General features: G+C 40.9%; 19 protein-coding genes. 8 read left to right on the top strand and 11 right to left on the bottom strand.

The window, feature by feature from the left end; translation table 11 throughout:
- Positions 1-6: 6 nt before the first annotated feature.
- From AACU25_RS31670 to AACU25_RS31650, 5 genes are all read right to left on the bottom strand, one after another.
- Positions 7-2,013 carry a DICT sensory domain-containing protein gene (locus AACU25_RS31670; protein ID WP_096582485.1) on the bottom strand — a complete coding sequence of 669 codons (2,007 nt, stop codon included), beginning with the start codon at positions 2,011-2,013 and terminating at the stop codon, positions 7-9.
- A 1,927-nt stretch (positions 2,014-3,940) separates the two neighbouring features.
- Positions 3,941-4,279, bottom strand: a complete 339-nt coding sequence (locus tag AACU25_RS31665) for a HetP family heterocyst commitment protein (RefSeq protein WP_096582481.1) — start codon at positions 4,277-4,279, stop codon at positions 3,941-3,943.
- A 210-nt stretch (positions 4,280-4,489) separates the two neighbouring features.
- Positions 4,490-4,729 (bottom strand): hypothetical protein, encoded by a 240-nt coding sequence (locus AACU25_RS31660; RefSeq protein ID WP_206758950.1) that lies wholly within the window; start codon positions 4,727-4,729, stop codon positions 4,490-4,492.
- Positions 4,730-7,109: 2,380 nt separating this feature from the next.
- Positions 7,110-9,530 (bottom strand): GH116 family glycosyl hydrolase, encoded by a 2,421-nt coding sequence (locus AACU25_RS31655; RefSeq protein WP_096582477.1) that lies wholly within the window; start codon positions 9,528-9,530, stop codon positions 7,110-7,112.
- Positions 9,531-9,837: 307 nt separating this feature from the next.
- On the bottom strand, positions 9,838-10,098 hold the full coding sequence (locus tag AACU25_RS31650) for a DUF7219 family protein (protein ID WP_096582475.1): 261 nt from the start codon (positions 10,096-10,098) through the stop codon (positions 9,838-9,840).
- Between the two features lie 766 nt (positions 10,099-10,864).
- Here AACU25_RS31650 and coaD point away from each other — a divergent pair.
- The 4 genes from coaD to AACU25_RS31630 all read left to right on the top strand — a co-directional run bounded on the left by coaD (position 10,865) and on the right by AACU25_RS31630 (position 13,592).
- The gene (gene coaD / locus AACU25_RS31645) at positions 10,865-11,416 is read left to right on the top strand and encodes a pantetheine-phosphate adenylyltransferase (RefSeq protein ID WP_096582473.1); all 552 of its coding nucleotides are present in this window, start codon (positions 10,865-10,867) and stop codon (positions 11,414-11,416) included.
- Complete coding sequence (locus AACU25_RS31640; protein WP_096582471.1) at positions 11,326-11,994, top strand: DivIVA domain-containing protein; 669 nt, start codon at positions 11,326-11,328, stop codon at positions 11,992-11,994. Before coaD ends, AACU25_RS31640 begins: the two co-directional genes overlap by 91 nt.
- A 371-nt stretch (positions 11,995-12,365) precedes the next feature.
- Positions 12,366-12,680, top strand: coding sequence for a Ycf66 family protein (locus tag AACU25_RS31635; protein ID WP_199347399.1), 315 nt, complete (start codon positions 12,366-12,368; stop codon positions 12,678-12,680).
- Positions 12,681-13,226: 546 nt separating this feature from the next.
- Positions 13,227-13,592, top strand: coding sequence for a hypothetical protein (locus AACU25_RS31630; RefSeq protein WP_096582469.1), 366 nt, complete (start codon positions 13,227-13,229; stop codon positions 13,590-13,592).
- Positions 13,593-13,765: 173 nt separating this feature from the next.
- Here the strand turns inward: AACU25_RS31630 and psaK are convergent, their stop codons facing one another.
- On the bottom strand, positions 13,766-14,032 hold the full coding sequence (gene psaK, locus AACU25_RS31625; protein WP_096582467.1) for a photosystem I reaction center subunit PsaK: 267 nt from the start codon (positions 14,030-14,032) through the stop codon (positions 13,766-13,768).
- A gap of 808 nt (positions 14,033-14,840) precedes the next feature.
- Here psaK and AACU25_RS31620 point away from each other — a divergent pair.
- Positions 14,841-15,110 carry a hypothetical protein gene (locus AACU25_RS31620; RefSeq protein WP_096582465.1) on the top strand — a complete coding sequence of 90 codons (270 nt, stop codon included), beginning with the start codon at positions 14,841-14,843 and terminating at the stop codon, positions 15,108-15,110.
- A gap of 42 nt (positions 15,111-15,152) precedes the next feature.
- Here the strand turns inward: AACU25_RS31620 and nadB are convergent, their stop codons facing one another.
- From nadB to yidD, 4 genes are all read right to left on the bottom strand, one after another.
- The gene (gene nadB, locus AACU25_RS31615; protein ID WP_096582463.1) at positions 15,153-16,853 is read right to left on the bottom strand and encodes an L-aspartate oxidase; all 1,701 of its coding nucleotides are present in this window, start codon (positions 16,851-16,853) and stop codon (positions 15,153-15,155) included.
- 217 nt (positions 16,854-17,070) lie between these two features.
- Entirely contained in the window at positions 17,071-17,496 is a 426-nt protein-coding gene (gene psbU, locus AACU25_RS31610; protein WP_096582461.1) for a photosystem II complex extrinsic protein PsbU, read from the bottom strand.
- A gap of 630 nt (positions 17,497-18,126) precedes the next feature.
- Entirely contained in the window at positions 18,127-19,143 is a 1,017-nt protein-coding gene (locus AACU25_RS31605) for a sulfate/molybdate ABC transporter ATP-binding protein (RefSeq protein ID WP_096582459.1), read from the bottom strand.
- Between the two features lie 104 nt (positions 19,144-19,247).
- Positions 19,248-19,799 (bottom strand): membrane protein insertion efficiency factor YidD, encoded by a 552-nt coding sequence (gene yidD / locus AACU25_RS31600; protein ID WP_096582457.1) that lies wholly within the window; start codon positions 19,797-19,799, stop codon positions 19,248-19,250.
- Between the two features lie 159 nt (positions 19,800-19,958).
- On the opposite strand from yidD, the gene chlP reads away from it, so the two are divergent.
- The 3 genes from chlP (at position 19,959) to AACU25_RS31585 (ending at position 24,047) form a co-directional block, all read left to right on the top strand.
- Positions 19,959-21,215 carry a geranylgeranyl reductase gene (chlP, locus tag AACU25_RS31595; RefSeq protein WP_096582455.1) on the top strand — a complete coding sequence of 419 codons (1,257 nt, stop codon included), beginning with the start codon at positions 19,959-19,961 and terminating at the stop codon, positions 21,213-21,215.
- Between the two features lie 120 nt (positions 21,216-21,335).
- Positions 21,336-22,829: an aminotransferase class I/II-fold pyridoxal phosphate-dependent enzyme gene (locus tag AACU25_RS31590; RefSeq protein ID WP_096582453.1), complete on the top strand. Its 1,494-nt coding sequence runs from the start codon at positions 21,336-21,338 to the stop codon at positions 22,827-22,829.
- Between the two features lie 258 nt (positions 22,830-23,087).
- Positions 23,088-24,047: a choice-of-anchor A family protein gene (locus AACU25_RS31585; RefSeq protein ID WP_096582451.1), complete on the top strand. Its 960-nt coding sequence runs from the start codon at positions 23,088-23,090 to the stop codon at positions 24,045-24,047.
- A 145-nt stretch (positions 24,048-24,192) separates the two neighbouring features.
- On the opposite strand, the gene dusB is transcribed toward AACU25_RS31585, so the two are convergent.
- Positions 24,193-25,251, bottom strand: coding sequence for a tRNA dihydrouridine synthase DusB (dusB, locus tag AACU25_RS31580; protein ID WP_096582449.1), 1,059 nt, complete (start codon positions 25,249-25,251; stop codon positions 24,193-24,195).
- Positions 25,252-25,278: the final 27 nt, after the last annotated feature.

Here is a 25,278-nt window from a genome sequence, read left to right as displayed (position 1 = left end):
AATCCCCTACCTCCCCTTCCTCGTCCGCTTCTCCTCTTGGATAACCTGAACAATGGGGATGGTAAAGCGAAATTGACTGCCCTGGTCTTTACCTTTGGATTCTGCCCAAATTTTACCGCCCCAACCATTGACAATCAGACGACAAATTGCCAACCCCAGACCTGTGCCGCCAGCGCTGCGTCGTAGTGCGCCTTCTTCCTGGTAAAACCTGTCAAAAACTATTTCTAGGCGATTTGGCTCGATACCCCTGCCTGTGTCAGCCACGGTGACCTCAACCATCTTGTGTCCATTAGAAGTGGCACTAATGCTGATTTCTCCTTGTGCGGGGGTAAATTTATAGGCGTTATCTACCAGTTTCGCTATCACCTCCACTAGCCAATCACCATCTGCTTTGACTAAAGGCAGGTTTTGGGGTACTTCCGTAGTGATTTGGGGATATTTTTCGGTGGTTGAGCGTGTCCGCATCCGACTGAGGGCTAAATCAACACACTCTTGTACAGTTAAAGATTCTGGGTGCCATTCCACACGCCCACTTTCTAGGTTAGAAAGTGTTAAGAAATCTTGCACTAATTTCCGCATCCGTTCGGAATCAGATAGTGCTGTACTCAGCATGACTTGCTGTAAATCTTGGGGCATATCTGGTTCGCTGGCGAGACTTTCCAGGCAAACTTGGATGGTAGATAAGGGCGTGCGGAGTTCGTGCCCAGTAATGGCTATCAGGTTGCTGCGGGTGCGATCGAGGGCTTCTAACTGCTGATTGAGGACTTCGAGGTTAGCGTAGGCTTCAGCTTGAATTAAAGCTGCTCCTACTTGGATAGCGATCGCTTTTACCAAGTCCAATTCTGCGGGTTGGCACTCATGAACAGGCATGGTGCAATAGTGTAGCTCTACGACACCTAACAATCGTCCTTGATAAAACACTGGTTCCATCAGCCAAGAACGGATAGCAAACTTTTTGGCGATCGCAGACAACATGGTGGAACTATTCACCCAAGGTTCGGTTAAGGTATCGCTCACACAAACACCCTCTCCCCGTTGAATAATTTCCCGAAATAGAGGATTTTTATCTAACTCCCAGGTTTGCCCCTTCACAGATGTCACCCCTGGGGTTAAAAATTCATGTTCAATGATGGCTTTGGCTTCTGTAGCTTGCACGCGGTAAATTAAACAACGACCAGCCCCCATGTGTTGCCCTAATTCTTGTGCAGCTATTTGCAGGACTTCATGAGGGTCGAGCGATCGCCTAATGGCAGTACTAATGGAGTTAATTAAGCGTTCTTTGCGTGCTTGGGCTGTAATCGAACGATAGGCTTTATGTAATTTATACTGACTTGCTTGCAAATAAGTTACTAAGCGTTGCACAAAAGGATCGGTATCTATGTCACAAGCATATTCGCTAGTTTGCACTACTCCAGAGGCGCTGCGCGGTTTCCCTATACCAAACCTCTGCCGTGCTTCCTCGACTTTGTCTAGCAAATCTGGTCTGTAAATTACAATCCTTTCTAATAGCAATTGGGCTGCTTTCAGGCTGACTCCCCTTTCTGATGTCCAAACGCCTTCAAACCTACGTGCTGTATCCATATCCAGACTAGGCACTAGATCGGGAACCTGCTTATTTTTGGCAATGGAGCCTAAGTTTTCTCGGCACACCAAGCAAGTAGCATAATTATCTGCAATTACTACTAAATGCCATTCTTGGCTTAAAGCGTCATCTGGTTCAAAAGCTATTTTTTCGTAGTATTCCGAGCTATTAGTAAAATCAGTTTCTGGTGCAGATAGCACGTATACATGGCTACTACGCTCGGATAGCCTTTGGTAGCGATGAGCTTCTTGGCGGTAGAACCGCTCGCGTTGGAAGCTAGCAATTACCAAAGGCTCAACTAAAGTCGCCGCCAAAACCTGGTCTTCCATCGCATGGGAGAGCGCCGTTAGCGAAGCCTTGAAATATAGCTGGGGGCGCAGGTAGGGGAGGAACTGTAGCAGATCACTCAGCACGGAAGTCGAAATGCTCATGAATATCGTTAAGGAAGCCCAATCTGGAAAAAATCCACGTCACAGCTGCATTGTACAAATTACAATGAACTCTAAAATCGAGTTAACAGTTGCAATATGTAAAGAATCGTAAAAAATGAAGTTTAGCAGCAGATGCAGTACTTTGCTGCTAGTTAACAGGAGAATTTACGGCTAGATTGACACATAGTTCAAATACTGATATGCATTCTTTATTCGCACCATAGCGTTTTCTGCATAGCAGTTATCTAGGCGTTGGTCACAATTGCTTTGTTCGTCGCTTACGTTTTCTTTATCCATTTGCTGACATTGTTAGGTTTCAAAATAATAGGCTATTAAGCCCAATATACATTCTCGACTAGCGCCACTATCAGTCAGCAACTAAGTTTTAGGGATTTTCAACTCAAAAAATATACTATCGCTTATTTGGCAGAGGGGCAGCGTAGAGACGCGATTGATCGCGTCTTTACAAGCAGGGGGAGAAAAAATATTCTCTGTCGTAAAAGTCCCAAAGAAGAAAAGTTACTGATATATACAAAATCAGAACCCGATAATCTCTACAAGACCAGGACAACTGAATACAGATTCCGAAATTTACCATTAAATCGTTAATTTTAGGGCAGGATATTCCTATTGGATTTGTGAATCAAACTGCCTACATTTTTATTTTCTCTCTCTTAAAAACATAAAAAATTGGAAGCTATTCAAGTTTGTAGCTTCCAAAATTTACTGTATAAATTACTAATTTCTAAAACAGCCATAATCCTGTTTGGGAGGACAAGGATTACGATAGTCGTTTATAGAAGCGTAAGAGTTATGTATTCCACCAGCCTTGACTTTAATTTAACTATCGCTTTTTCTATTTCCACAGATGTTCATAGTATGAAATGTGAACTTTTTGGGCTAAATTCACTTCACTACAGTCAAGGAAGTTATCTCGCTATTGTTTCCACCATCTCTAAACTAGGTGGGAACAATTCAAATTTGGCATGGAAAAATTTACCACTCCCAATTTGATTGGTTCTAACTTCCTGGGAAACAGAACCACCAGTAGCAACAGTTGAATTGTCTATTTTGGTCTTGGATTTATCTACTCTATAAGATGTTGACTGCTTCGCCAATCGAGTTGATAGATTTCATGTTTGGTACTCATCATTGATTTCGTCCCGCACCATGAAATCTGCTAGTCAAGCTTTGATGTTTCAGTTGGCATCTATAATTTATAAAATTTTGTCTGGTAATATTTGCCAAATTGGCAGATTGTATCAATAATGTTGTGTCGATTTTCAAAAAACTTAACTATAGGAGGATTTTCCGAATTATCTCCTCGGCGATTAATGCAAATATGTCGCATTTTATATTGCTTTTGATAGACTATATACGGTTTGATTATATTTTTCTATCCGTTATGATTGTTAGTCCTACTACTAGGACAATCAAAGCATATAAAACTCATCTTTAATTAAAAAAACTTCGGTATACCTTTATTACTCCTGTCTGATTATTCTTACCTTTCTAGGCCAGCAATTTCAGCAATCAAACTTGATTGTTAAATATTGCAAGTTTAGCCTGGAAAACAATCACCTCACAAATAAAGGGTAGTCCCCCTAAAGGAGGAGGACTATATAAGGTAAGAGTTTTGGAGGTCGCAATCACAAAGCGAATCTGTTGGCTGGATTTTTACAAGCAGTCTATTTAAGCAACAAATACCATTACAAAGCTGCCATGCTACAAATCTTGAATCTGCATGGCAATTAGATAGTTACTCAATGACTGGAAATCTGTAGTTAATTGATGGATATATTAATTAATCAACAGAATTTTCCAGAAGTATCTTGAGTACTTTCTGGCCTGAATTAGTATTTGATTTATGTTCTCGAACTTACTCTGTCAGCCACCTATCCTAACTAGCACCACAAATTTCTACTTTTTACTTCCCAACGACCTCAAGATAAGGAAATTCCTTAATTTTGCTTAAGTTAGTTGGTGAGACATTTGTATCAGACCTTTTATCAGCAGATGGTTTGGCAACGTTCAGAGTGGGATTTTGCTGGTTGTTAGACCGATTCATCAGGGAGTTTTCTTTGAGCAATCGATTGTAAGTCCGATAAGGAATGTAATGTAAAGGATTGTAACCAGCAAAACGTAACATTAATACACAGGCCCAGGAATATTTTCCAGAAAGAATCGCTTCCACGACTTGATCAAATTGTTCAGGAGGGATAGAGTTCTTTAACTTGCTACTAATGTCAGAAATATCGTGGTTCATAGTGTTAGTTGTCTTAATTTAAGTAAACCAGTCTGGTTCTGCGGTTGTTGGGATTTAAATTGAAGTTAACAAACTGCTCTAGCCTATTTACGTTTGCTGAATTAGCTTCCAAAACAGAAATCAGCAATGCGGTATTAAAGACTATTTAGGGAGAACACTACCCTCTTAACAGGTACAAGCAGAAATACCAAAAGTTCTGAGTCAATTTTGCTATTCCTGAAGACTAAAGCCACTGAATTGAGACTCCTGGCTCCATTCTTGGCATTTTATGTAGCGATCGCAGGTAGATGTTTCTGGTACAGTCGCTCTAGTTATACTGAGCGCACTGTGATAAATCGATATTTTCTCAGGAGTTGGATCGTAGTAAGGATGCAAATAATCAACCTTCATCCTATAACTACTCCTTTGACTTGCGGTTTCCACTGCATTTAACTTGATGATTCTTTCCATGAGCTGACCTGTTTGATAAACTTGACTGTTTGAAATCAAGCCTGTGGATTTATCGTCATGATTTACATCCTCTGCCAAGTTCTACAGCCTTTACTGAGTGGTAAGAGGTACTGAAGAACTGAACTCGGCCGTTAGTTAGTGTTCGGCTATCGCTCTTGCTGAGTAGTTAACGCTTGGTAAAAATTTACCTTTTGTTATGTTCAGACAAATGGCAGAAAAAAGTCTCGGTTTGCTCTTGGTAGATGCAGTTTCGTCCTCTTTAAATTTCCCAACTCCTAATTTAATTACTTTTCCCTGATATAGCTTAAGTATTATATATTGCTACAACATTAGGAGTTACTCAGTAAAACTGATTAAGTTTTTGGGTGGGAACTCAAAGTTCTATTTTCTTGAAGTTCAAGAACAACATTTCTATTTATACTATTTTTTTGCGCTAATGTCATCTCCTAAATTGATGTCTTTATAAGTTAAATTTAGTGATTTTCATATGATATCTACTTATGTATTGTGTAACTTAGCATTTTGTCACCTTTTTTATAAATACTGAGGGGTTTTACCCCTCATATAAGATACATATCGAAATTTCATTGACATCTCATTACTAAGAAATTTTACCACGAGGTATGTGGTTTAAAAGCCGAGTAACAAGGAATATAGGCATTATTAAAAAAATCTAAAAAAGACATAATTATTGAAAATTTTTTTTAGAATTGATCTGACTTATATCTTTGTTTGTTTTTTTGTTATTCCTTGTTATATAAAGGTTTTACCTGTTTCGCATCTAAACAATTAGAATATGTTTGTTGATAATATTGCATCAAGATAAACCATACTTTGCTGCAGGTAATATGCAAAAAATTTTAGAATATGCTATGATATATAAACTTTGTTAACCAGTGCCAAATGACTCTGGCAAATTCACCACCGATTCATATCTAAATCAACCATAATGTATCAAAATTAGCCTATAAATTGCTCTCAAAATCAGCAGCATATAGGTATATTCTCTACAGAGATGATAGTAATAGTTCTAAATAGCCTGACTGTAGAATTAATATCTAACTGATGTAGTTAAGTATGGTTACATGAGAAAATCTAATTATTACTAGTAGCGATAAAAACCTATAATTACTATCAGTTTTGCATCGGTGTGGTTTCTCAAAATGATACTTCGGTTGCAAACAAAGATACAGATATATGCAGCAAGCCTGTGAACATCAGAGAGCATGGAGAATTAAGTAGTCTCCAATCTCTCTGACTCAGTTTTTAATTGATTAACAACTACCCTCAAAAAACTGAGAATAGACGCTTTTGGAGTAGGAGACTGCTGGTTGGCTTGAAATTCTCGATCTCCCTGAACTCTAAACGGCAAATAGCAGCTCATGGCTAAATTTTGGGTTTTGGGTAAGCTTGTTTTAAATAGACGAGTACTTTCAGTACAAAAAAGACGTAAAATTTTTCACTGTTTGGATTTTGTCATTCCAACAGCCTCTGGAAAACGCAATTATTTGTGTTATCAATCACCAATTGCAGAGTTATCATTTTTCAGTGGCTTATCCTAAGAGAAAGTTTCAAAAAGTACTGGCAAATACTGATGTATAGTAATTCCTCTGGGAGTTGTGAAATTACTTCTGGAAGTTGAGAATGGAGAATAGGAAAGATTTACAAATGATTTATGACTGTGAAATTTGGAGTCAAGTCTAAATCAATGGCTAATGTTTGCTTCTGAGGTTTTGGCTGCGATCGCCAATATATACTCCCTACTTTATCAAAATTTTACCTACTCTTTAATCAATATCCATTGATTTAATTGCCTTGTTACTGTATATAAGAATACGTAGAATGAATGTAAAAAATTTATATTACCTTATCTGTAGAGATTTTTTACAACAAGCAGTTAAATTCATAGTAGCTTTTGCTACAAAAAATAATTAATAATAAATTTATTTTCCGGTAAAAAATGTTAACCATGAACATAAATTTTTAGAGATTAGTATCCTCAATAATTTAAGCTGAAAACCTAGAATCCAGTGAAAGCAACAGTCCTGAGTCTTCAAGAAGTTACAACCCTGTTACTATTACTTACTCTTTTCTATTGGTTTAAGAAACACCCGGAAAATAAAACAACAGATAAAAATACTTACGAAATCAGCTACAAACGAAGTAGGTTTGAAAACGTAAATAATAAAACGTAGATATTTTTCTGTATGTATATTTGATTGCAAAATTGAAATTAGTTAATCAAAAATTAATACTGGGCATGGGGCATTGGGCATTGGGCATTGGGCATTGGGATGAGGAAGCAGGGAGAAATTACCCATTACCCATTACTCATTACTCATTACTCATTACCCATTACCCATTCCCCATTCCCCATGCCCTAGTAAACTAAGTAAATTGCCCAGATAGCCATTGCGCGTAGGTAAGTGCTGGCGCGGAAGGTACCAGATGCGGTGATAGCTTCGGGTGTGCGGAATTGTAGCCCGTTGTCGTAAATTTGCTGGACTACGGCTTGTGTTAAGCGCAATGCTTCTTCTTTCATTCCCATCTGTACGAGGAAAGCTGCTAGTCCAAAGTTGATACCTGTCCAGACTTCTAGGGGGTGGGTGGCTTTGGGGTTTTCTGGGGAACCATCAATGAGAACACCGTTTGCAGCACCGAATTGACCATTTTGGAATTTGAGGAAGCAAGCATCATACACAGTTTTAAGTGCAGATAAGGCGCGATCGCTCGCTACAATATCCGGTAATCTCAACAATCGCGCGTAGAATTGTCCGCATAGTTGATCCGCCATCACTACTTCCGAACCACTCTCGCTATCCAGGCGGTAATATTGACCATTCCAGAGTTTCTCTTCGTAGATGGGGCGAGATTGGTTTAACCAAGTTTCATAGATAGATTTTTGCCTTGCTAACTCCTCTGTGTTCTCTGCGCCTCTGCGTTTCGTTAATAAGATATCACTAATGGCGATCGCAGCTTCTAACGCCGCTAACCACAAACCCCCGCAATATGCACTCACACCTTGCAGTCGCCAATCATCAAAAGTCTGATCCGGCGCACCGGAGTTCTCGGGAATTCCATCACCATCTAAATCAAAAGTTTTCAGATAGTCGAGAGTTTGGACGATTGCATCCCAACAATCTGCAAGGAACTGCACATCATCAGCGCCTGTGAGTAGAAAATCTCGGTATACTTGCAACACGAAATCACTGCCTAAATCTTTCCATAAATTGCAGTCTTGGTAACAGGTGTAGTTAGTTTTCTCCCAAACGTGCTCGTTAGGTGCGCCTAAATCGTGGGGTGTTGCGCCTGCGATTTTGCGGACTGCAGTTGTCGTGTCTGCGCCAATTGTATAGTAATAGCCAATTACACGTTGGCGGTCGTCACTGTGGGGAATCGCCCTGGCGAAAGCCTGCATTACTGACTTTTCCAGTTCAGGGAATAATATTAATAGGGCGAAAGAACCATACAACCGCACATCTAAACTTTCATACCAGCGGTAATCTAAGCACTCCAACACCGCAAACTGACCGATAGGATCGTTTTCTGAGGCTGCACTCCAGAGAGTACCACCACTGGTTAGGTCATAAAGCTCATTAAATAGAGCCATTTTCAACCAAGCTGGTAAATCTTCCCGGTCGAGGATGGGTTGTTGCCAACTTTGAATCTGCGATCGCCAATTTTGATATTCTGTTAAGGCGGTAGATGCGATCGCCCAAGCATTTTGACCATCTCTACCAAAAAAATCTGTATATCTGCGGTAATAGTTAATTCCTGCAGCAAATTCTGTTACCGGGAAATCCCATGCTACGACAAAGGGAAGTTCTAGAGATTCCCCTGGTTGCAGAGTAAAACGCAGTGCGATCGCTGCCCCGATTTGTGTATTATCTGCTGCTGGCGTATCATCAACATGATTGGGCAAAGAACCATCTACTGCAAAGCTTTGCCACAACTCATCACCTGTACCGCTTGGATTCCAGCGCGTGTGATAAAACACTTCCACCTGGGGATGCTTCACAGTTGCAATACACCAGCTACCATCGCCTTCTTGCACAGGTGCATTACCAGCAACCCGCGATAAAAAGCAACCAAAGTGCTGCTCATTTTCCACTAATTGATTGTAATTACCTTGACTCTCGCCCAAACGCGGCTGATACTCATAAACTGGGCTACCATCATCGCGAATTTTCACTTCCGGCGACTTCAAAGCATTAGTAAACCAGCCCACCATATTTTGCCAGGTGAGCATAATGCTGAGATTAATAGGTGCATTCGTGGGATTATGGGCTTTCCAAAGGAATATCGCCACTGGGTAACTAGTTTCTTTGTAGTTATTTGCCCAAATGGGTGAAAACTGCTCACAACTTAGCTGTGCTTGGAAAACATTTTCGTAAACAAACCAACTGCGGGGATAGAGCGCATGATAATCCCCCGTATGAAAATTCTCCCCTGCTCCCCTGCTTTCTGGATACCAGCGCCAAGCAGCTAAACTCTTATCCTCTGGTGCTTGGGTAGATAAAGCATAAGCTTGGGAAGATGAGCCATGAGACTCAAACACACTGAATTGACAGGAGGGGATATTCTCAAAAGTATGCTCTCCCCCGTCAATATGCCATAAATTAAAGTCTCCCCGAGAAGAACGACCAATACAACCAGCACCAAAGCCACCTAAAGGCATACCATGCCAAGGGCCATCATCAATATTGCTAGCGTAGCGGACAGTGTAGGGCTTATCCCAAGCAAGACCAATGGGACGATTCCAAGTGTAAGAGGAAATTACGGAAGAGAGCAGGTTTGTCATCGCCTGATTATACAGCGTGCGGTTACGCTAATGAAGACTAGCGCGATGTGCAATTTTTCTCAAGCGGAAACCCAAGCCGGAAACAGCAGCATTGTAAGCTGTTAAGCATATAAGAAAGCACATTGAGACTGCAGGGGGCAGGGAGCAGGTGAGACCAGCCCCCGTCTTGGCGGTCTCCGTCACGATGGGGGACTGGCGCTCGCGTAGCGTATCCGAAGGATTCACCCGAAGGGGAGCAAGGGAGAGGGTGTGCAGCTTTTACCAGCATAAACAATGATGCAATTTAAATGACGATTAGCTTCTAGCTTTAACTAGCATCTGAGTTTTCTTCCCCAATTCCTAATTCTTTTTTGCTGCGCTTCAACTCCTTCCAGAGTGATTGAATCTGTCTATAGGCTTCTTCTCCTGAGAGTTTTCCAGATGTTTCTAAAACACTGATATAACCAACTCTTTGAGCAAATTCTTGCAAGTTAGCATTAAAAACTAAGGTTTCTGCCTTAAAAGAACCGTAATAACGACTGTGAGGATAAATAAATCTGCGAAGTTCGTCTTGATTAATATCTGCCATCATGTCACTCCCTATAATCTTGTGAAGATGAAAAATCTACTTGAATAAAAATTAAATTTTATAAACATATTTACAGTAAATACATTAATAAAAACAGCTTTTAAATATTAAAAATAAAATTAAAATGTTCATGTTTTAATATTCCATTTATACCGTTCATTTAGGGACATTAAAATACTTCATTAGAACTATATAAAGTAAAGATTATCTGTGATCAAAAATACTCCAGTACTAAAAACTACTGATTTAAATGAAATATGCATCTGACTTTTGCAATAAATCAAAGGTAAAGAGGGCTAGTTTAGCAAAATCTTAAACTATCCATTGCTAATATTTGATTTGTGAAAAACTCACCATAAATAGATGTTTTGTTGCTGATTTCCTCATTACGCAAATAATTTCTGCAATCACCGTGGATTTCTATAAATCAAACAAAAAACTCTACCCCCTTGTGGATGGAGTTTTTGGGCATCGGGGAGGCAGTGCCGGGGGTTCCCCCTCGTTGTAGCAACTGCCGTCATGGGCAAGATTTTGCCAATGCCCAATGCCTCAAGCGACGGGGAGAACAACCTCTTCCACCCAAAAGGGGATGCAATGAAGTTTCCCGTCGCTTTCAATAAAAGTTTACTAATATGCTGATATAGCCAATTTATAATAAACACTGAGTAGCAATTTTGCTATTAAAAATTAGTAGTTTCCTCATACTCAAAGGTTTAGAGGCAGGTTCCGATATAATCACCTACATAACTTTGATGTATCTACGATTGTGATTGCTATTTACCCTGGTAGCTTTGACCCCATAACATTGGGACATCTGGATATCATTCAGCGCGGTAGTCGGCTGTTTGAGCGAGTAATTGTAGCTGTTTTGCGTAACCCAAATAAAACACCATTGTTTAGTGTGCAGCAACGGCTAGAACAAATTCAGCTATCTACACAACATTTACCTAATGTGGGTGTAGACAGCTTTGATGGTTTAACCGTCAATTACGTCCAAATGCGCCAAGCACAAGTGTTATTACGGGGTTTGCGGGCAGTTTCAGACTTTGAAATTGAACTTCAGATGGCTCATACTAATAAAACACTATCAACTCAGATAGAGACTGTTTTTCTAGCAACCTCAAATGAGTATAGTTTTTTAAGTAGTAGTGTGGTAAAAGAGATTGCAAGGTTTGGTGGCTCTGTCGATCATCTCGTTCCCCCACACATTGCCCTAGAAATATACCAATGCTACAACCACAACTCTCAAATGTTGAACCCAATCACAACGGAAACAATCACGCCCCTCAAGAATATACCGAAGGAGCGGGAAATATAGATATTCTCCAGGAACTGAATCGACTAGAAGAAATTATTCTTTCTAGCTTGCGAATTCCCCTAACTGGACGCACCCTTGTAGATGAAGAAAAGCTGCTAGAACAGCTAGATTTCATCCGAGTTTCTTTACCATCTGTGTTTCAAGAAGCAGCCACGATCCTCGACCAAAAAGAGGAAATTCTGCTAGAAGCAGAAGAGTATGGCCAGCAAGTTGTGGAAGCCGCCCAAGCTAAACGGGCGCAAATCTTAGCTGAAAGCGATATTATCAGACAGGCAGAGCGAGAAGCTGAACAGCTAAGAAGGCAAGTACAGCAAGAGTGTGATGCTCTAATGCAAGAAACTTTGGCTGAAATTGAGCAAAAACAGCGTGCTTGTATGCAAGAGTTAGAGGAAATGCGACAAACTGCGATCGCTCAAGCGCAAGAAATTGAAAATGGAGCCGATCAATATGCTGATAGCGTCTTAGAAGGCATTGAACAGGATCTTAAAGATATGTTGCGAATTGTCACCAATGGTAGACAAGAATTACAAGCAGATATGTCTTCTCAGCGAAATCCTTCACAACCTAAAAAGAGGTAAGCTTGCTGAGGTATTTTACACATTTAAAATGATGAGAAAACATAAAAAATTTACTTGCTCATTGGAAATTCAAAATTCAAAATTCATTAGCTTATTCACAGTAATTGTTTCTACTCAGTAGCGACTGATAAAAACTGTGATATTTCATTTGCTTACTAAATTAAAAAATAGATAGTTTCTGACAAAAAAGTTGACATCATAATTTAAAAAGAAGGTGAGAAATCAGCTATAGAATGATTAAAGAATGAATTATAGATTTAAACATCTATAGAACTCATATTTGATTTTTGAAACTTACGTAGGGTGCGTTAGCGATAGCGTAACGCACTTATAACAATGGTTTTTGTGCGTTACGACTTTAGGAATTTGCTATGCAGATTTATTCTGGTTTAAATATAGCTAGCTTACTTGGGTTTCTCTATATAATTTTTGCTATATTTTATATGGGATTTATGGTTTTTTTATTATTTAAACGTGCTAGCAGACTAGGAAGTATAGCTTTTATAATTTACCTGATACAAGCATTATTAATTCCTAGTATTATGTTGCTTTGTGGATTTATTTTTGTGTTTCAAGGCTGGCGATTAGATCCAATTTTACAATTCGCCCAATTTTTATTAACTTCATTAATTATTTACTTCAGCGTTAAAGATATCGTGATGAATGAAATTTCCAGAAATAGATAATTTCAAATTGTGCAAAAATAATCATTTATGGCAGTACAGCTAATTTCAAGCTAAAAACTGGAAACTGTCTCAATTGCTGAGAGCCGTAAAAATCTGTTTGTACAGAATAAAAGCTTCGTTAAACCTTTGATGGTAATTAGTAACGCACGAAAAGCTTTGGTACTGATGCGTTACTGACTCTCCTACGTGAACTTCAAAAATCAAATATGAGTGCTATGGTACAGCACCGCTTAAATAAACAGAGCATTTAAAATCAACAAACCGCTTACTCTTCTCCTTTCAAAGACGCTACGTGTAGATGATTTCTCCATAGAGTAGAGAAACGGCTCCACCGAACAGCGAACCCGCAGGGTATTTTGAATTTTCAATAGGTATAAGTGGCTCAGGAAGCATCAGATTATCCTCAAGTAAAACCAATTTGCTTCTGACTCGATTTTTACAGTAAGCCTCAAGCCATTTCCGAAGAATCTGTATAAGATAGACTGATCGCTCACCAATTGTGTGAAAAGATAAAATGCGTCTTTCATTACCAATGTTGGAGAACTAATGAACAAAAAATTTGTCCTATCCTTGCTTTCCACCCCAGCAGTGTTTATGTCTATGCTGTCTATGGTCATGATGACTAAACCAGCTCATGGACAAACAGTTACCCCAGTGGGTACTCATCTATCTTGTGTACGTTCCCCGCACTCAGCCACAGCAAAACAGGTATGTATCCAGGTTAGCAATGCTTCTGGGACTCCTGCTAACTCAGAGGTGAAAGTAGCGCAAGTACAATCAGCAAATCAGCCTGCGGAATTGGAATTTACGGATGCAGAAAGTGATGAAGCCATAAAATTGTTTGGCTGTGATTGTCCAATCTGTATTAATGCTGTACGTCAGTTGCATGGTTTGGCTCCTATGCCTGTCTAGCAACTTAATAAGTTAAAATCCAAAAAATTGAGTATTTATTAATACTAAAAAACTACTGAAAACAAGGTAGTTGTGACAATTATATGCAACTTGGTAATGAACAAAGAAAAGCCAGAGACTTGAATCTCTGGCTTAATGATTGGAGACAAAAGAGTTATCAAATATATCCCAGCCTAAAATCTTCCCAGATTATGCAGGCCTAAAATAATACCTGTTCCTAAGATATGACCAAAGGCGGTAGTTGCTAATAGTGCAGGTAAACCAAAACCACCAAAGAAATTGGGTGAAGGTAGAGCTGGCCCTACATTAGGATATTTGATGCTTGACTTACCAAAGGCAATGGCAGCAATATTCGCCAGAATCATGATGATCCCAATGGAGGGACTCCATTGTAGAGTGGTGGGCACAGTGGTAGCGGCAAGTAAGGTCGAAGTAAGCAACTGATTCGCTCCTAAAACTTGTTGATTATTAAATTATGATCTGAATATTTGCCAACAAAATTCAAGAACCAAGCTGAATTTGCAGCAATTTTTTACAGTTATTCTAAATACTTAATACAAATAGGGATTGGGGATTGGGTAATAGGTAATGGGTAATGGGGAATAATACTTCCCTTGTCGTCTTTTCCCACCTGTTCGCTCATCTTCCGAGATTTTTCAGCATTTATACTTAGGCAGTATTTATACTTATCAGTATTTTAACTGTAATTATGGCTTGCCTATTGTAGCCAAGAGTAGAACATAGGTATTTTGGGCCTGGAGTTGAGGGATTGTACTGATGTATATATTTCTTAACATTAGTGAATTAGGAGATTATTCACATTATTTTTTGATTTGTGTTCCAGTTAACATAGAAATTACATACATCAATATTAAGATTGTATTAAGTATTTTAGATTTAGTAAAAGCACGTGCTTCTTGGCACCTAATAATCTCTTACTTTTGACCGATGTTATAAACACAACTAATTAGTATTTATTAAATGTCAAGGTTATTTCATGCACAACTCCGCTCACAGTCTGCTAGCTAGTAGTACAGCAAATCCCAAATTAAGATTCAGTTGAAAAAGTCTAAAATTTAGCATTTACAAGCTTTATGCTCTTTTATCTTCTTCTTCCTAAGCACTGCACGTTTGTACTATCAGTTCCTGCTTAAAATTCATTTATTTGCATTTAAAAAACGTTTAATCAAAATTTAATATTTTCTAGCCAAATGCGTATATCTACTGAAAATAACATTAATAAATTCTATGAAATCCTACACCGAAAGTTTACCGAGAGTTATTAGTCTTCATCTAAGAGTTACAAGTATTGCTATCTTGTTAATCAGTGGTTACTTGGTAATTTTCAAGAATATTGATACGACTACAGCCTTAAATAGTTTGAATGCCAATCACTTCAGTACGAATAGTACTGAAAGCTTAACTAGCACTAAGGCTAATTCCTCGGAAAAGAAAGATATTTATATTCCTCCTAACTATGGTGGCCCTGACAGTGAGCATGGTAGCGGTACTCGCTAAAAAAGTCAAAATGATTTCTTATGAGATTGAGCAAGTATTTCGCTAAGAGTTCAAAACCGGAGATTTCCACCAGTGGTTTTGTTGGACAAGCGTGTGAGCTTGCCAATCAAATTCTGGTTCTGGATAATCTAATCGGTAGTGTCCACCCCGGCTTTCGGTTCTAAACACTGCACTTTTCAGAATTAAATCAGCTACATCTAATAAATTACGAGTCTCTGCCCACAGCCGCAGTTGCCTTTCTATATCTGGTAGTTGCAAATGGGCTGGTTCTGTGGCTTTTAAAGATAGTAGAAATTGACTCACAGGCAAATTAGCAAAATCTTGTTGCCAAGATTCTATGGTGGTGATTGCGGCTTCTAATGCTGATTGGGAACGACAAATACCAGCGCTTTGCCAAACTAGACGGGGTAACTTCTGCCGCAGTGCTGCTATACTTGCTTGCTGTCTGTGCCATTCGCTTTCATTAGTCTGAAATTCTCGCAATGGCAGCATGGGTATCTCTGATTGCAACTCTACATCTGCCAAATCAAGATTAGCCATCTGTGCGCCAAAAACTATGCATTCAAGCAGCGAGTTACTTGCCAAGCGATTTGCCCCATGTACTCCAGTACTGGCGGTTTCGCCTACGGCATATAAACCAGAAATATTGGTGCGATTCATCACATCTGTGACAATTCCACCCATCCAATAATGGGCAGCTGGGGCTACAGGTATGGGTTCTGTAAAGACATCTATACCCCAATGTTGACAAACTTTGATGATGTTGGGGAAGCGATGCCGAATTTTATCTGGGGGGATGGGGCGCATATCTAACCAGACATGGGCAGTGGCGGGATCGGCTGCTGTCCGTTGCAAATGGCTAAAAATGGCTCTACTAACGACATCTCGTGGTGCAAGTTCGCCAGCCGGGTGATAATCAAAAGCAAAACGTCGCCCTTGATCATCGACGAGGTGTGCCCCTTCACCGCGTACAGCTTCACTAATGAGGAAACGATCTGCACCTGGTTTGGTTAAGGCTGTGGGGTGAAATTGGATAAATTCCAAGTCGCGGAGAATTGCCCCAGCACGGTAGGCGATCGCTACGCCATCACCTGTACTTACAGCTGGGTTAGTAGTTTGGGCAAATACCTGCCCACCACCACCTGTTGCCAGTACCACCGCACGTGCTTGAATCCATCGAATTTCGCCTTGATAAAATAAGCTAATGCCTTGAATGCGTTGGCGTAGCCCGTCGGAGACATCGCCTTGCGGTGTCATCCATAAACTCAAAGCCAAAGCTTGCTGGATAACTGAAATATTAGGCCGTCGCAGTACTTGGGCTGTGAGGGTGGTGGTAACTTCCCTACCTGTGGTGTCAGCTGCATGAAGTACGCGGTTACGGGAATGGGCAGCTTCTAAAGTTAAGGCTAAAGCATTACCATGACGGTCAAAAGCCACGCCCAAATCGACGAGAGATTGAATACAGCTAGGGGCGTGTTCGGCGAGAAATTCTACAGCAGCTTTATCACACAAGCCCGCCCCAGCCCGGATTGTATCTTCAATATGTAGAGTCGGGGAATCTTCTGGGGCGATCGCAGCGGCAATGCCACCTTGAGCCCAATCACTGGCTGATAGGGAAACTGTTTCTTTAGTAATTAATCCCACTCGCAAAGATTGTGGGAGACAAAGTGCCGTATACAGCCCTGCGGCACCTGCACCAACTACTAAAACATCAAACTGGCTAGGAATATTTGTTGCAGGCAAGGTTAACCCCTTTGGGGAATTCAAAATTCAAAATAAATAACCCCAGACATCCAGGGGCTAGTATCCTAATTTTTTTGCGCTCAAGATTTTATATGAGAACAGGAGAGGTAAGAGTTAGGAGAAATTAATCTCCTGTCTCTGTACATCTCCCCGTTTAAATGCCATACCCTGATAGCAGAGATAGGCTGTGATTTTCTCAAGTTAACTGCAAAGACAGTTATCTATAGATGCCGTTGTTAAAGCGATCGTCGCCTTCGTTGAATGCAGGTTCTAGTTCTGTAACTGTAAATTTATCTAAATTGGCTTGCAAAGTTTGTTTTTGGCGATCGCTCAATCCTTCTAGTTCCAACACATCCTCTACCTTTTGGTAAGGTGCGTTTTTGATAATTTTCTTAGCTAGAGTAGGATACAACCCTGGATATTGTTGAAAAGCGCGGACGTTGGTATTGTTCAAATCAATTTTTTTACCAAATTCCGTTCCTAACTTAGCGTCTGCCTTATTCTGCCCAACTGCTAGAACTGGCACTTGGGGTAAAGCAAAACTGTTAAAAGTGGCAGCTTGGGCAACTTGAGTTGTTCCCAGCCATCCCCAGCAACCAAGCAACAAACTAAACACTGTTAATAAACGCACCAATCCTTTCACGATTTTCTACCTCTTTCCATCAAATTGAAATAAAAATTTAAGCCAAGAGCATTCAGCGCCCAACAGTCCATACTCAACAGCTAATAGTTGGAACTATTAACCATTAACTGGCAGCTGATAGCTGTTTGCTCCCATCAACACACAGCAGTCATCAAAAACTAATATACAGCGTATTAATATCCACAATGTTTGAAAGGCAATAAGAAATACGGGGGAAGGGGGAACGGGGAAAGGGGGAAGGGATGCTATGGCAAAAAAGCACAAGCAACAACCTAGAGCAATACTTGTCGGTTAAGGGGAAAAAGGGAATGGGAAAAGGGCAAGAAAAACCTTTAACCCTTAACCATTAACCTTTTCCCCAAAACCAATTTTGATTTCAAAACGCTTAACCAAATCAAATTTCAGTTGCAAATCTTACCCTGACTATGCCCCCAAAAGATTGTGGGGAAAGGGATAAGGGGTTAATTTCAACTTTCCCCCTTTCTCTTTCCCCAACGAACTAGTATGCCAAGGCAACGCAAGTGGGGTAAAGGGGAAAGGTTTTTGTCCCTTACCCTTTTCCCTTTAACCTTTACCCAACCTCCACCTAACATTTTTGGGTTGGCAGACTACTAGATTGAGTGAGTTGCTTCAAATTGAATAATACAAGGGGAATGATTTCGCATCTTTCGGCTTCACATACACCCGTTGTTCTGGTTCTAACTCTAATTCCTTAAAGCGATCGCGTGTTAAATGGGCCATCACTACTTGCCCTTCGTCTAAATTCAATTCCACTTGAATTTCCCAACCCAAATGGATGACTCGGCTGACTGTGGCAGGTGTAGTCGTGCCGTTAGCTACTCTTTCGACAACGACATCTTGCGGGCGCAAAAAGACTTCAGGGTTTGGTGCTTCAAACCTTTGTTCTTGAAAAATACTGGAAGAGCTAGGCAAAACGTTAACTGGCCCGATAAAACTCATGACAAAGGCACTAGCAGGATGGTCGTAAATTTCTGCGGGGGTGCCTACTTGTTCGACGCGTCCTTTATTCATCACTACGATTTCGTCTGAGACTTCCATAGCCTCTTCTTGGTCATGGGTAACAAAAACAGTGGTAACATGAACTTCATCATGGAGGCGGCGTAACCATGCGCGTAAATCTTTGCGAACTTTCGCATCCAGCGCCCCAAAGGGTTCATCAAGTAGCAATACCTCTGGTTCTACGGCTAAGGCTCTCGCTAATGCTACCCGTTGTCTTTGACCACCAGAAAGTTGCGATGGATAGCGATCGCCTAGCCCAGTTAATTGCACGAGTTCTAATAATTGTTCGACTCGCCCTTGAATTTTCTTGGCTGGGACTTTGCGAATTTCTAAGCCAAAAGAAATATTTTCCCGGACAGTCCTATGCTTAAATAAGGCATAGTGCTGAAACACAAAGCCAATGTTCCGGTCTTGCACGCTTTGGTAAGTCGCATCTTTACCAGTGAGGTAGATTTTACCTGTATCTGGTAATTCTAACCCGGCAATTAGCCTGAGCAGCGTAGATTTACCAGATCCCGATGGCCCAAGCAAGGCAACCAGAGAACCAGTCTTTACCTCTAAATTTACCTGCTCGATAGCTTTGAAACTTCCAAAGTTTTTGGATACATTCTCAACTAATATGCCCACTGCTCCCTTCCCTTTGCATCTGATCTACGGCTAATTGCTAGGTTTACCGTGTTTTATATATACCATAGAGCATGGGTTGTGGGCTAGATTGCATGGCAAAGATTTTAACTACCGCAGCTACCGCAATCTAAGACACTGCAATCAGCCGCGCTGCAATCTAGGGAACCACAATCTAAGGAATTACAATCAGCAGCGCTGCAATCTGGGGTGCTGCAATCTGGAGGACTACAATCTGGAGTCATATTCAGCAGTTCAGCACAGTCGCAACTAGCATCGGCGATGTTAGCACAATCACTAGTATCTCCACAGGTATTGTTACTTGATGATGATTGTTGAGCTTTTCTACCTGGTAATGCTTTTGGTGATTTCTCCTCTTGCTCTTCCTCTTGGGCGATTGGTTCTGATTCTTCAGCTTGTGACCTTAAAATGCGGTTGGCTTCCTTACAAGCTTGAAATCGCTGACGTGACTTGGCAGGTAATGCTGCAAATCCATCTTCGGCAATTACCCGCTTAATGTATTGCGAGCAAGATTCACCGCCATATAATACTCGATGAGCGCAAACAAAGCCTTTCCGGGGAGAAATGTGCTTTTGATATCCAGTAATTGCTATCACACCGACTCTTCTGCCCAGTAAATCTAACGGAGAGATTTCCATAACTTAAAGATGAAGTATAAAAAATTAAATTTCATTCTTCATACTTGATACTTCATCCTTCATCCTTCCTAGCAGCTTCGTATCGAAATATTAAGGAATATTGCATTTACTTCAAAACCAGAAGCCAGAGCGAGAAATGAGCCAAACGTACATGGTAGGATGCTTTCGGTAAATGTCAAGATTGGGAGAAAACCTTTGACACTACGGGTTGCTGTTGTTGGTTCAGGCCCAGCTGGTTCATCTGCCGCTGAAACACTGGCAAAAGCTGGAATTGAGACTTACCTGATTGAGCGGAAGCTAGATAATGCGAAGCCATGCGGGGGTGCGATTCCCCTGTGTATGGTGGGTGAATTTGACCTACCACCAGAGATTATCGATCGCCGAGTGCGGAAGATGAAAATGATATCACCCTCAAATCGTGAGGTTGATATCAATCTGATAAATGAAGATGAATATATAGGAATGTGCCGCCGGGAAGTGTTGGACGGTTTCTTGCGGGATCGTGCAGCGAAACTCGGTGCAACTTTAATAAACGCCACCGTTCATAAACTGGATATACCCACCAACAATACTGACCCTTATACTATCCATTACGTTGACCATACAGAAGGTGCAGCACAAGGGATTGCCAAAACCTTAAAAGTGGATTTAGTAATTGGGGCAGATGGGGCAAATTCCCGCATTGCTAAAGAAATCGATGCAGGGGATTATAATTATGCGATCGCTTTTCAAGAGCGGATTCGTCTCCCCGAAGACAAAATGGCTTACTATAACGACCTTGCCGAAATGTATGTTGGCAATGACGTTTCTACTGACTTCTACGCTTGGGTTTTCCCCAAATATGACCACGTAGCTGTCGGTACTGGCACAATGCAGGTACATAAAGCCAGCATTAAACAGTTACAAGCAGGTATTCGCGCCCGTGCTATTGAAAAATTGGCAGGCGGTAAAATCATCAAGGTGGAAGCACACCCCATCCCCGAACATCCCCGTCCTCGCCGCGTTGTCGGTAGAGTCGCTTTGGTTGGAGATGCGGCTGGTTACGTCACCAAGTCTTCTGGTGAAGGTATTTACTTTGCTGCTAAATCTGGACGGATGTGTGCGGAAACAATTGTGGAAATATCCAACAATGGACAAACTATCCCCACAGAAAAAGACATCAAGCTTTACCTGAAGCGTTGGGATAAAAAATACGGACTCACCTACAAGGTGTTGGACATTCTGCAAACCGTATTTTATCGCTCTGATGCTACCCGCGAGGCGTTTGTAGAAATGTGTGCTGACTTAGATGTGCAAAAGCTCACATTCGACAGCTATCTGTATAAGACTGTTGTCCCCGCCAACCCCATCACTCAACTAAAAATTACTGCCAAAACCCTTGGTAGTCTGTTGCGTGGTAATGCCTTAGCTCCATAATAGTTGCATGTAATTATACTCTTGGCTCATAGCAGAGGAGATGAGGGGCAGAAAATTCAGATTTTACAGTTTGACTGGAAATTCTGAATTGATTTGCTTCTTGACTCCTCTGCAATTTTTATGTTGAATCAAAACCAAACACCATTATTAGATGCTGTCAAAATCTGGGCATCACGTCCTCATGCTCCTTTTTACACACCAGGGCATAAGCAGGGAGAGGGAATAGCAGCACCCTTAGCAGATTTGCTGGGTAAAGCTGTATTTCGCGCAGATTTAACAGAATTAGCAGATTTAGATAATTTGTTTGCACCTCAAGGGGTAATTCAACAAGCGCAACAACTAGCAGCAGCAGCCTTTGGTGCATCACAAACATGGTTTCTTGTTAATGGTTCCACCTGTGGGATTGAGGCGGCAATTCTTGCTACTTGTAGTCCTGGCGATAAAATTATTTTGCCGCGCAATGTACATTCTTCTGCGATCGCGGGTTTAATTCTCTCGGGTGCAATTCCCATTTTCCTCAATCCAGAATATGACCCAATTTTAGATATTGCCCACAGTATTACACCCCATGCTGTGGAATCTGCGCTGCAACAGCATCCTGATACCAAAGCAGTGATGATAGTTTACCCCACATATTACGGCGTTTGCGGGGATATAAAAGCGATCGCCCAAATTACCCAGCAATACAATATCCCTTTACTCGTTGATGAAGCCCACGGCGCACATTTTACCTTTCATCCCCAATTACCTACTCCAGCCTTAGCCGCAGGTGCAGATTTAACTGTGCAATCCATCCACAAAACCCTGGGAGCGATGACGCAAGCTTCCATGCTCCACATTCAAGGCAATCGCATAGATAGCAACCGCATCAGTAAAGCTTTGCAATTAGTTCAATCTACCAGCCCCAGCTATGTACTTTTAGCCTCTCTTGATGCCGCACGTCAGCAAATGGCATTGTCTGGCAAACAACTGCTATCTCATACTTTGCAGCTTGCAGATACAGCTAGAACCAGCATTAGCCAAATTCCAGGTTTATCGGTTTTATCAGCACCTACTCCCCTCTCCGCTGGCAAAGAGGGGTTGGGGGTGAGGTCACCAGGCTTTGCAGCTTTAGATAAAACCCGCCTCACCGTCACCGTTTCCGGGTTAGGTTTCACGGGATTTGAAGCTGAGGAAATTTTAGACGAAAAGCTGGGTGTAACGCCGGAATTCGCTTCATTACAACATCTCACCTTTATTATTAGTCACGGCAACACCCAAGCTGATATTGAAAAATTGATTGAGGGTTTTACTACTCTGTCTCAGATGCACCCAACACAGCCAGAAAAAAAGACGTTAATTTTATGGGATGATATTTTTAAACTGGGTAATTCTGTGCAAATTTCTCCCCGCGAGGCTTTTTTTGCCCTTACAGAAACTTTACCTCTGCAACAAACCTGCGATCGCATCTGTGCCGAAATCATCTGTCCCTATCCCCCGGGAATACCCGTATTAATGCCGGGAGAATTAATTACTAAATCTGCCATTGAATACCTGCAACAAATCCAAGCAACAGGCGGCTTTATTACTGGTTGCGAAGATTCTAGCCTATCCAATCTCAAAGTTATCAAATAGAAAATTACAGTATTTGTTAGTAAAGAATAAAAATATTGCGTGACTCAATCAATCGGTAATTACGGAAAATTTTATTTTAAAAACTTATTTAATCGAGTCAACAGTAAGCTTACAGGCAAATTAAAAACTTCAAAAGAATAACATCTAAATCCAACACACATAAAAGATGCAATAAATTTCTCCTAACGAAGAATGTCAGATATTGTTTGTCTCGTAGGATGATTATGAACATCAATAAATTGGCTAGACAATCAGATTATGAAATTCAACAGCTATTTATGTGCTGGGATAGCAGCACCGATGCTTGTAACTCTATCTTTTGGTATATCACAAAAAGCAAATGCAGCCGGATTAGGAATCGCCTCTAGTTACAACGTATTTTCTTTAGGAAATGTAACTCAGCAATATACAGATATTGAAGGTAAGCTAGCTGCTGGCGGTAATATCAATTTTGTGGGTGGATTGGGAAGTAAACTGGCTAATAATAGCGGAAATGTAGTAGTCGCTGGGCAAAACTTGACTTTAAGTAACGGTCAAGTTTACCACGGTAATGCTGTTTATGGAGGCGTTGCCAAGGTTGCTAATAATGTTGGCTTCCCCAATGGTACCCTCAGCAAAGGCAATCCCATAGATTTTAATGCCGCAGCAGCAGAACTGCGATCGCTCTCACAATCTTTGGCAAGCTTGACTCCCACTGGTAAAACTACAGTGCAATCTTGGGGTGGGATTAACCTGGCTGCTAGCGGTAGTGCTTTTAATGTGTTTAATCTTTCAGGTGCAGATGTTTCTAAAACCAACTATTTTGAAATCAAAGCTGATGCAAATGCTACCGTTGTTGTGAATATCAGTGGTACAAATGTGTCAATGCAAAACTTCGGATTTAATATCATTGGTACAGATAAGCAAAAGGTGATTTACAACTTCTATGAAGCCACTAATTTAACTGCTAGTGGAATTGGCATTGAAGGTAGTATTCTGGCACCTTTAGCTAATTTCAATTTCAATAACGGTCAAGTTAATGGTAACGTAATTGTAGGTTCTTTAACTGGAAATGGAGAGTCTCATAATTACTTATTTAATGGCAATTTATATACACCCCCAACTACTCCATCTCAACCAAAACGTGTTCCTGAACCAACACCTTTGGCAGGATTAGGATTAATTGCTACGCTGTTGGGTTTATCTTTGAGTAAACGCCATCAAGTTAAGTCAATTTAAATTCAAACAATATTTACAACCTATCAATTATTCGTAGGGCACAGCATTGCTGTGCCCTCCCCATTTGTCATATTCTTTTTTAAAATTGATATGAGATTTTAAATTTTGGCTTGTTGGCGTAGCCTCAATTTAAATGCGTCACAACTTATGAGACAAAAGCAAAATTAGATTCTGCATCTAATTCCGGTTCATAACCCTTAGTCAATTGTTCAATGGCGCGATCAATCAAATCTAAACCTTGATTGACAGTTTCTACAGCACTTAGCTGTCCACGCAAATCAGCAGCACCGACAAAGCCTTTAGCGTACCAAGTCATGTGCTTACGGGCTTGACGCACACCGCGATCGCCTTTATATTCCCATAAAGCTTGTAAATGTTCCCGCGCGCATTCCAAACGCTGAATTGGTGTGGGTGGCGGTAATAGTTCTCCAGTTTTTAAGAAGTAATCAACTTCTCCCACCAAAAATGGATAACCTAAAGTTCCACGAGAACACATCACCCCATCAGCACCAGTTTGCTCTAAGCATTTCACCGCCGCTTCCACTGAGAAGATATCGCCATTACCAATTACTGGGATAGAAAGGATTTCCTTGACACGCGCAATCCATTCCCAACGCGCATTGCCATTGTAACCTTGAGCGCGGGTACGTCCATGCACGGTGATCATTTGTGCGCCTGCGTCTTCCATCCGCTTGGCAAAATCGAGAATCGTAATTTCCTTATCGTTCCAGCCAATACGGGTTTTGACTGTTACAGGTACATTAACAGCCTTAACTACCTCTCTAACTATTGCCTCTGCTACTTCTGGCTGTCTTAATAGTGAAGAACCGCCACCATTTTTAGTAATTTTATTTACAGGACAACCCATATTAATATCAACAGTATCAGCGCCTTCTTCTACCGCTTTGACTGCTGCTTCTGCTAAAAAATCGGGGCGACAATCAAATAGCTGGATACTAATTGGTCGTTCATTGGGATCTACCTCCATAATTTTTGGCAACTCTTTCACATAGTGCAACCCCGTAGCATTAACCATTTCGGTGTACATCATCGAATCTGGTGCATAGCGACGTACCAAACGGCGAAATACCATATCCGTGACACCAGATAAAGGCGACTGTAAAACCCGACTGTTGACTGCAAAAGCACCGATTTTTAGGGGTTGAGAGAGTCTAGCTTTGAGGCTAGGAGATAGAGTAACCATATCAATAATTCAAAATGCAATATTAAT

Source organism: Tolypothrix tenuis PCC 7101 (assembly GCF_963874875.1).
Classification (GTDB): Bacteria; Cyanobacteriota; Cyanobacteriia; order Cyanobacteriales; family Nostocaceae; genus Aulosira; species Aulosira tenue.
Note: the sequence above shows the minus strand (reverse complement) of the source record. Positions and strands in the feature narration are given on the sequence as shown.

Coding starts and splice junctions, on each gene's coding strand:
- AACU25_RS31670 (WP_096582485.1), bottom strand. CDS start 2,013: ATGAGCATTTCGACTTCCGTGCTGAGTGATCTGCTACAGTTCCTCCCC.
- AACU25_RS31665 (WP_096582481.1), bottom strand. CDS start 4,279: ATGAACCACGATATTTCTGACATTAGTAGCAAGTTAAAGAACTCTATC.
- AACU25_RS31660 (WP_206758950.1), bottom strand. CDS start 4,729: ATGGAAAGAATCATCAAGTTAAATGCAGTGGAAACCGCAAGTCAAAGG.
- AACU25_RS31655 (WP_096582477.1), bottom strand. CDS start 9,530: ATGACAAACCTGCTCTCTTCCGTAATTTCCTCTTACACTTGGAATCGT.
- AACU25_RS31650 (WP_096582475.1), bottom strand. CDS start 10,098: ATGGCAGATATTAATCAAGACGAACTTCGCAGATTTATTTATCCTCAC.
- AACU25_RS31640 (WP_096582471.1), top strand. CDS start 11,326: ATGCTACAACCACAACTCTCAAATGTTGAACCCAATCACAACGGAAAC.
- AACU25_RS31635 (WP_199347399.1), top strand. CDS start 12,366: ATGCAGATTTATTCTGGTTTAAATATAGCTAGCTTACTTGGGTTTCTC.
- AACU25_RS31630 (WP_096582469.1), top strand. CDS start 13,227: ATGAACAAAAAATTTGTCCTATCCTTGCTTTCCACCCCAGCAGTGTTT.
- AACU25_RS31620 (WP_096582465.1), top strand. CDS start 14,841: ATGAAATCCTACACCGAAAGTTTACCGAGAGTTATTAGTCTTCATCTA.
- yidD (WP_096582457.1), bottom strand. CDS start 19,799: ATGGAAATCTCTCCGTTAGATTTACTGGGCAGAAGAGTCGGTGTGATA.
- chlP (WP_096582455.1), top strand. CDS start 19,959: ATGCTTTCGGTAAATGTCAAGATTGGGAGAAAACCTTTGACACTACGG.
- AACU25_RS31590 (WP_096582453.1), top strand. CDS start 21,336: ATGTTGAATCAAAACCAAACACCATTATTAGATGCTGTCAAAATCTGG.
- AACU25_RS31585 (WP_096582451.1), top strand. CDS start 23,088: ATGAAATTCAACAGCTATTTATGTGCTGGGATAGCAGCACCGATGCTT.
- dusB (WP_096582449.1), bottom strand. CDS start 25,251: ATGGTTACTCTATCTCCTAGCCTCAAAGCTAGACTCTCTCAACCCCTA.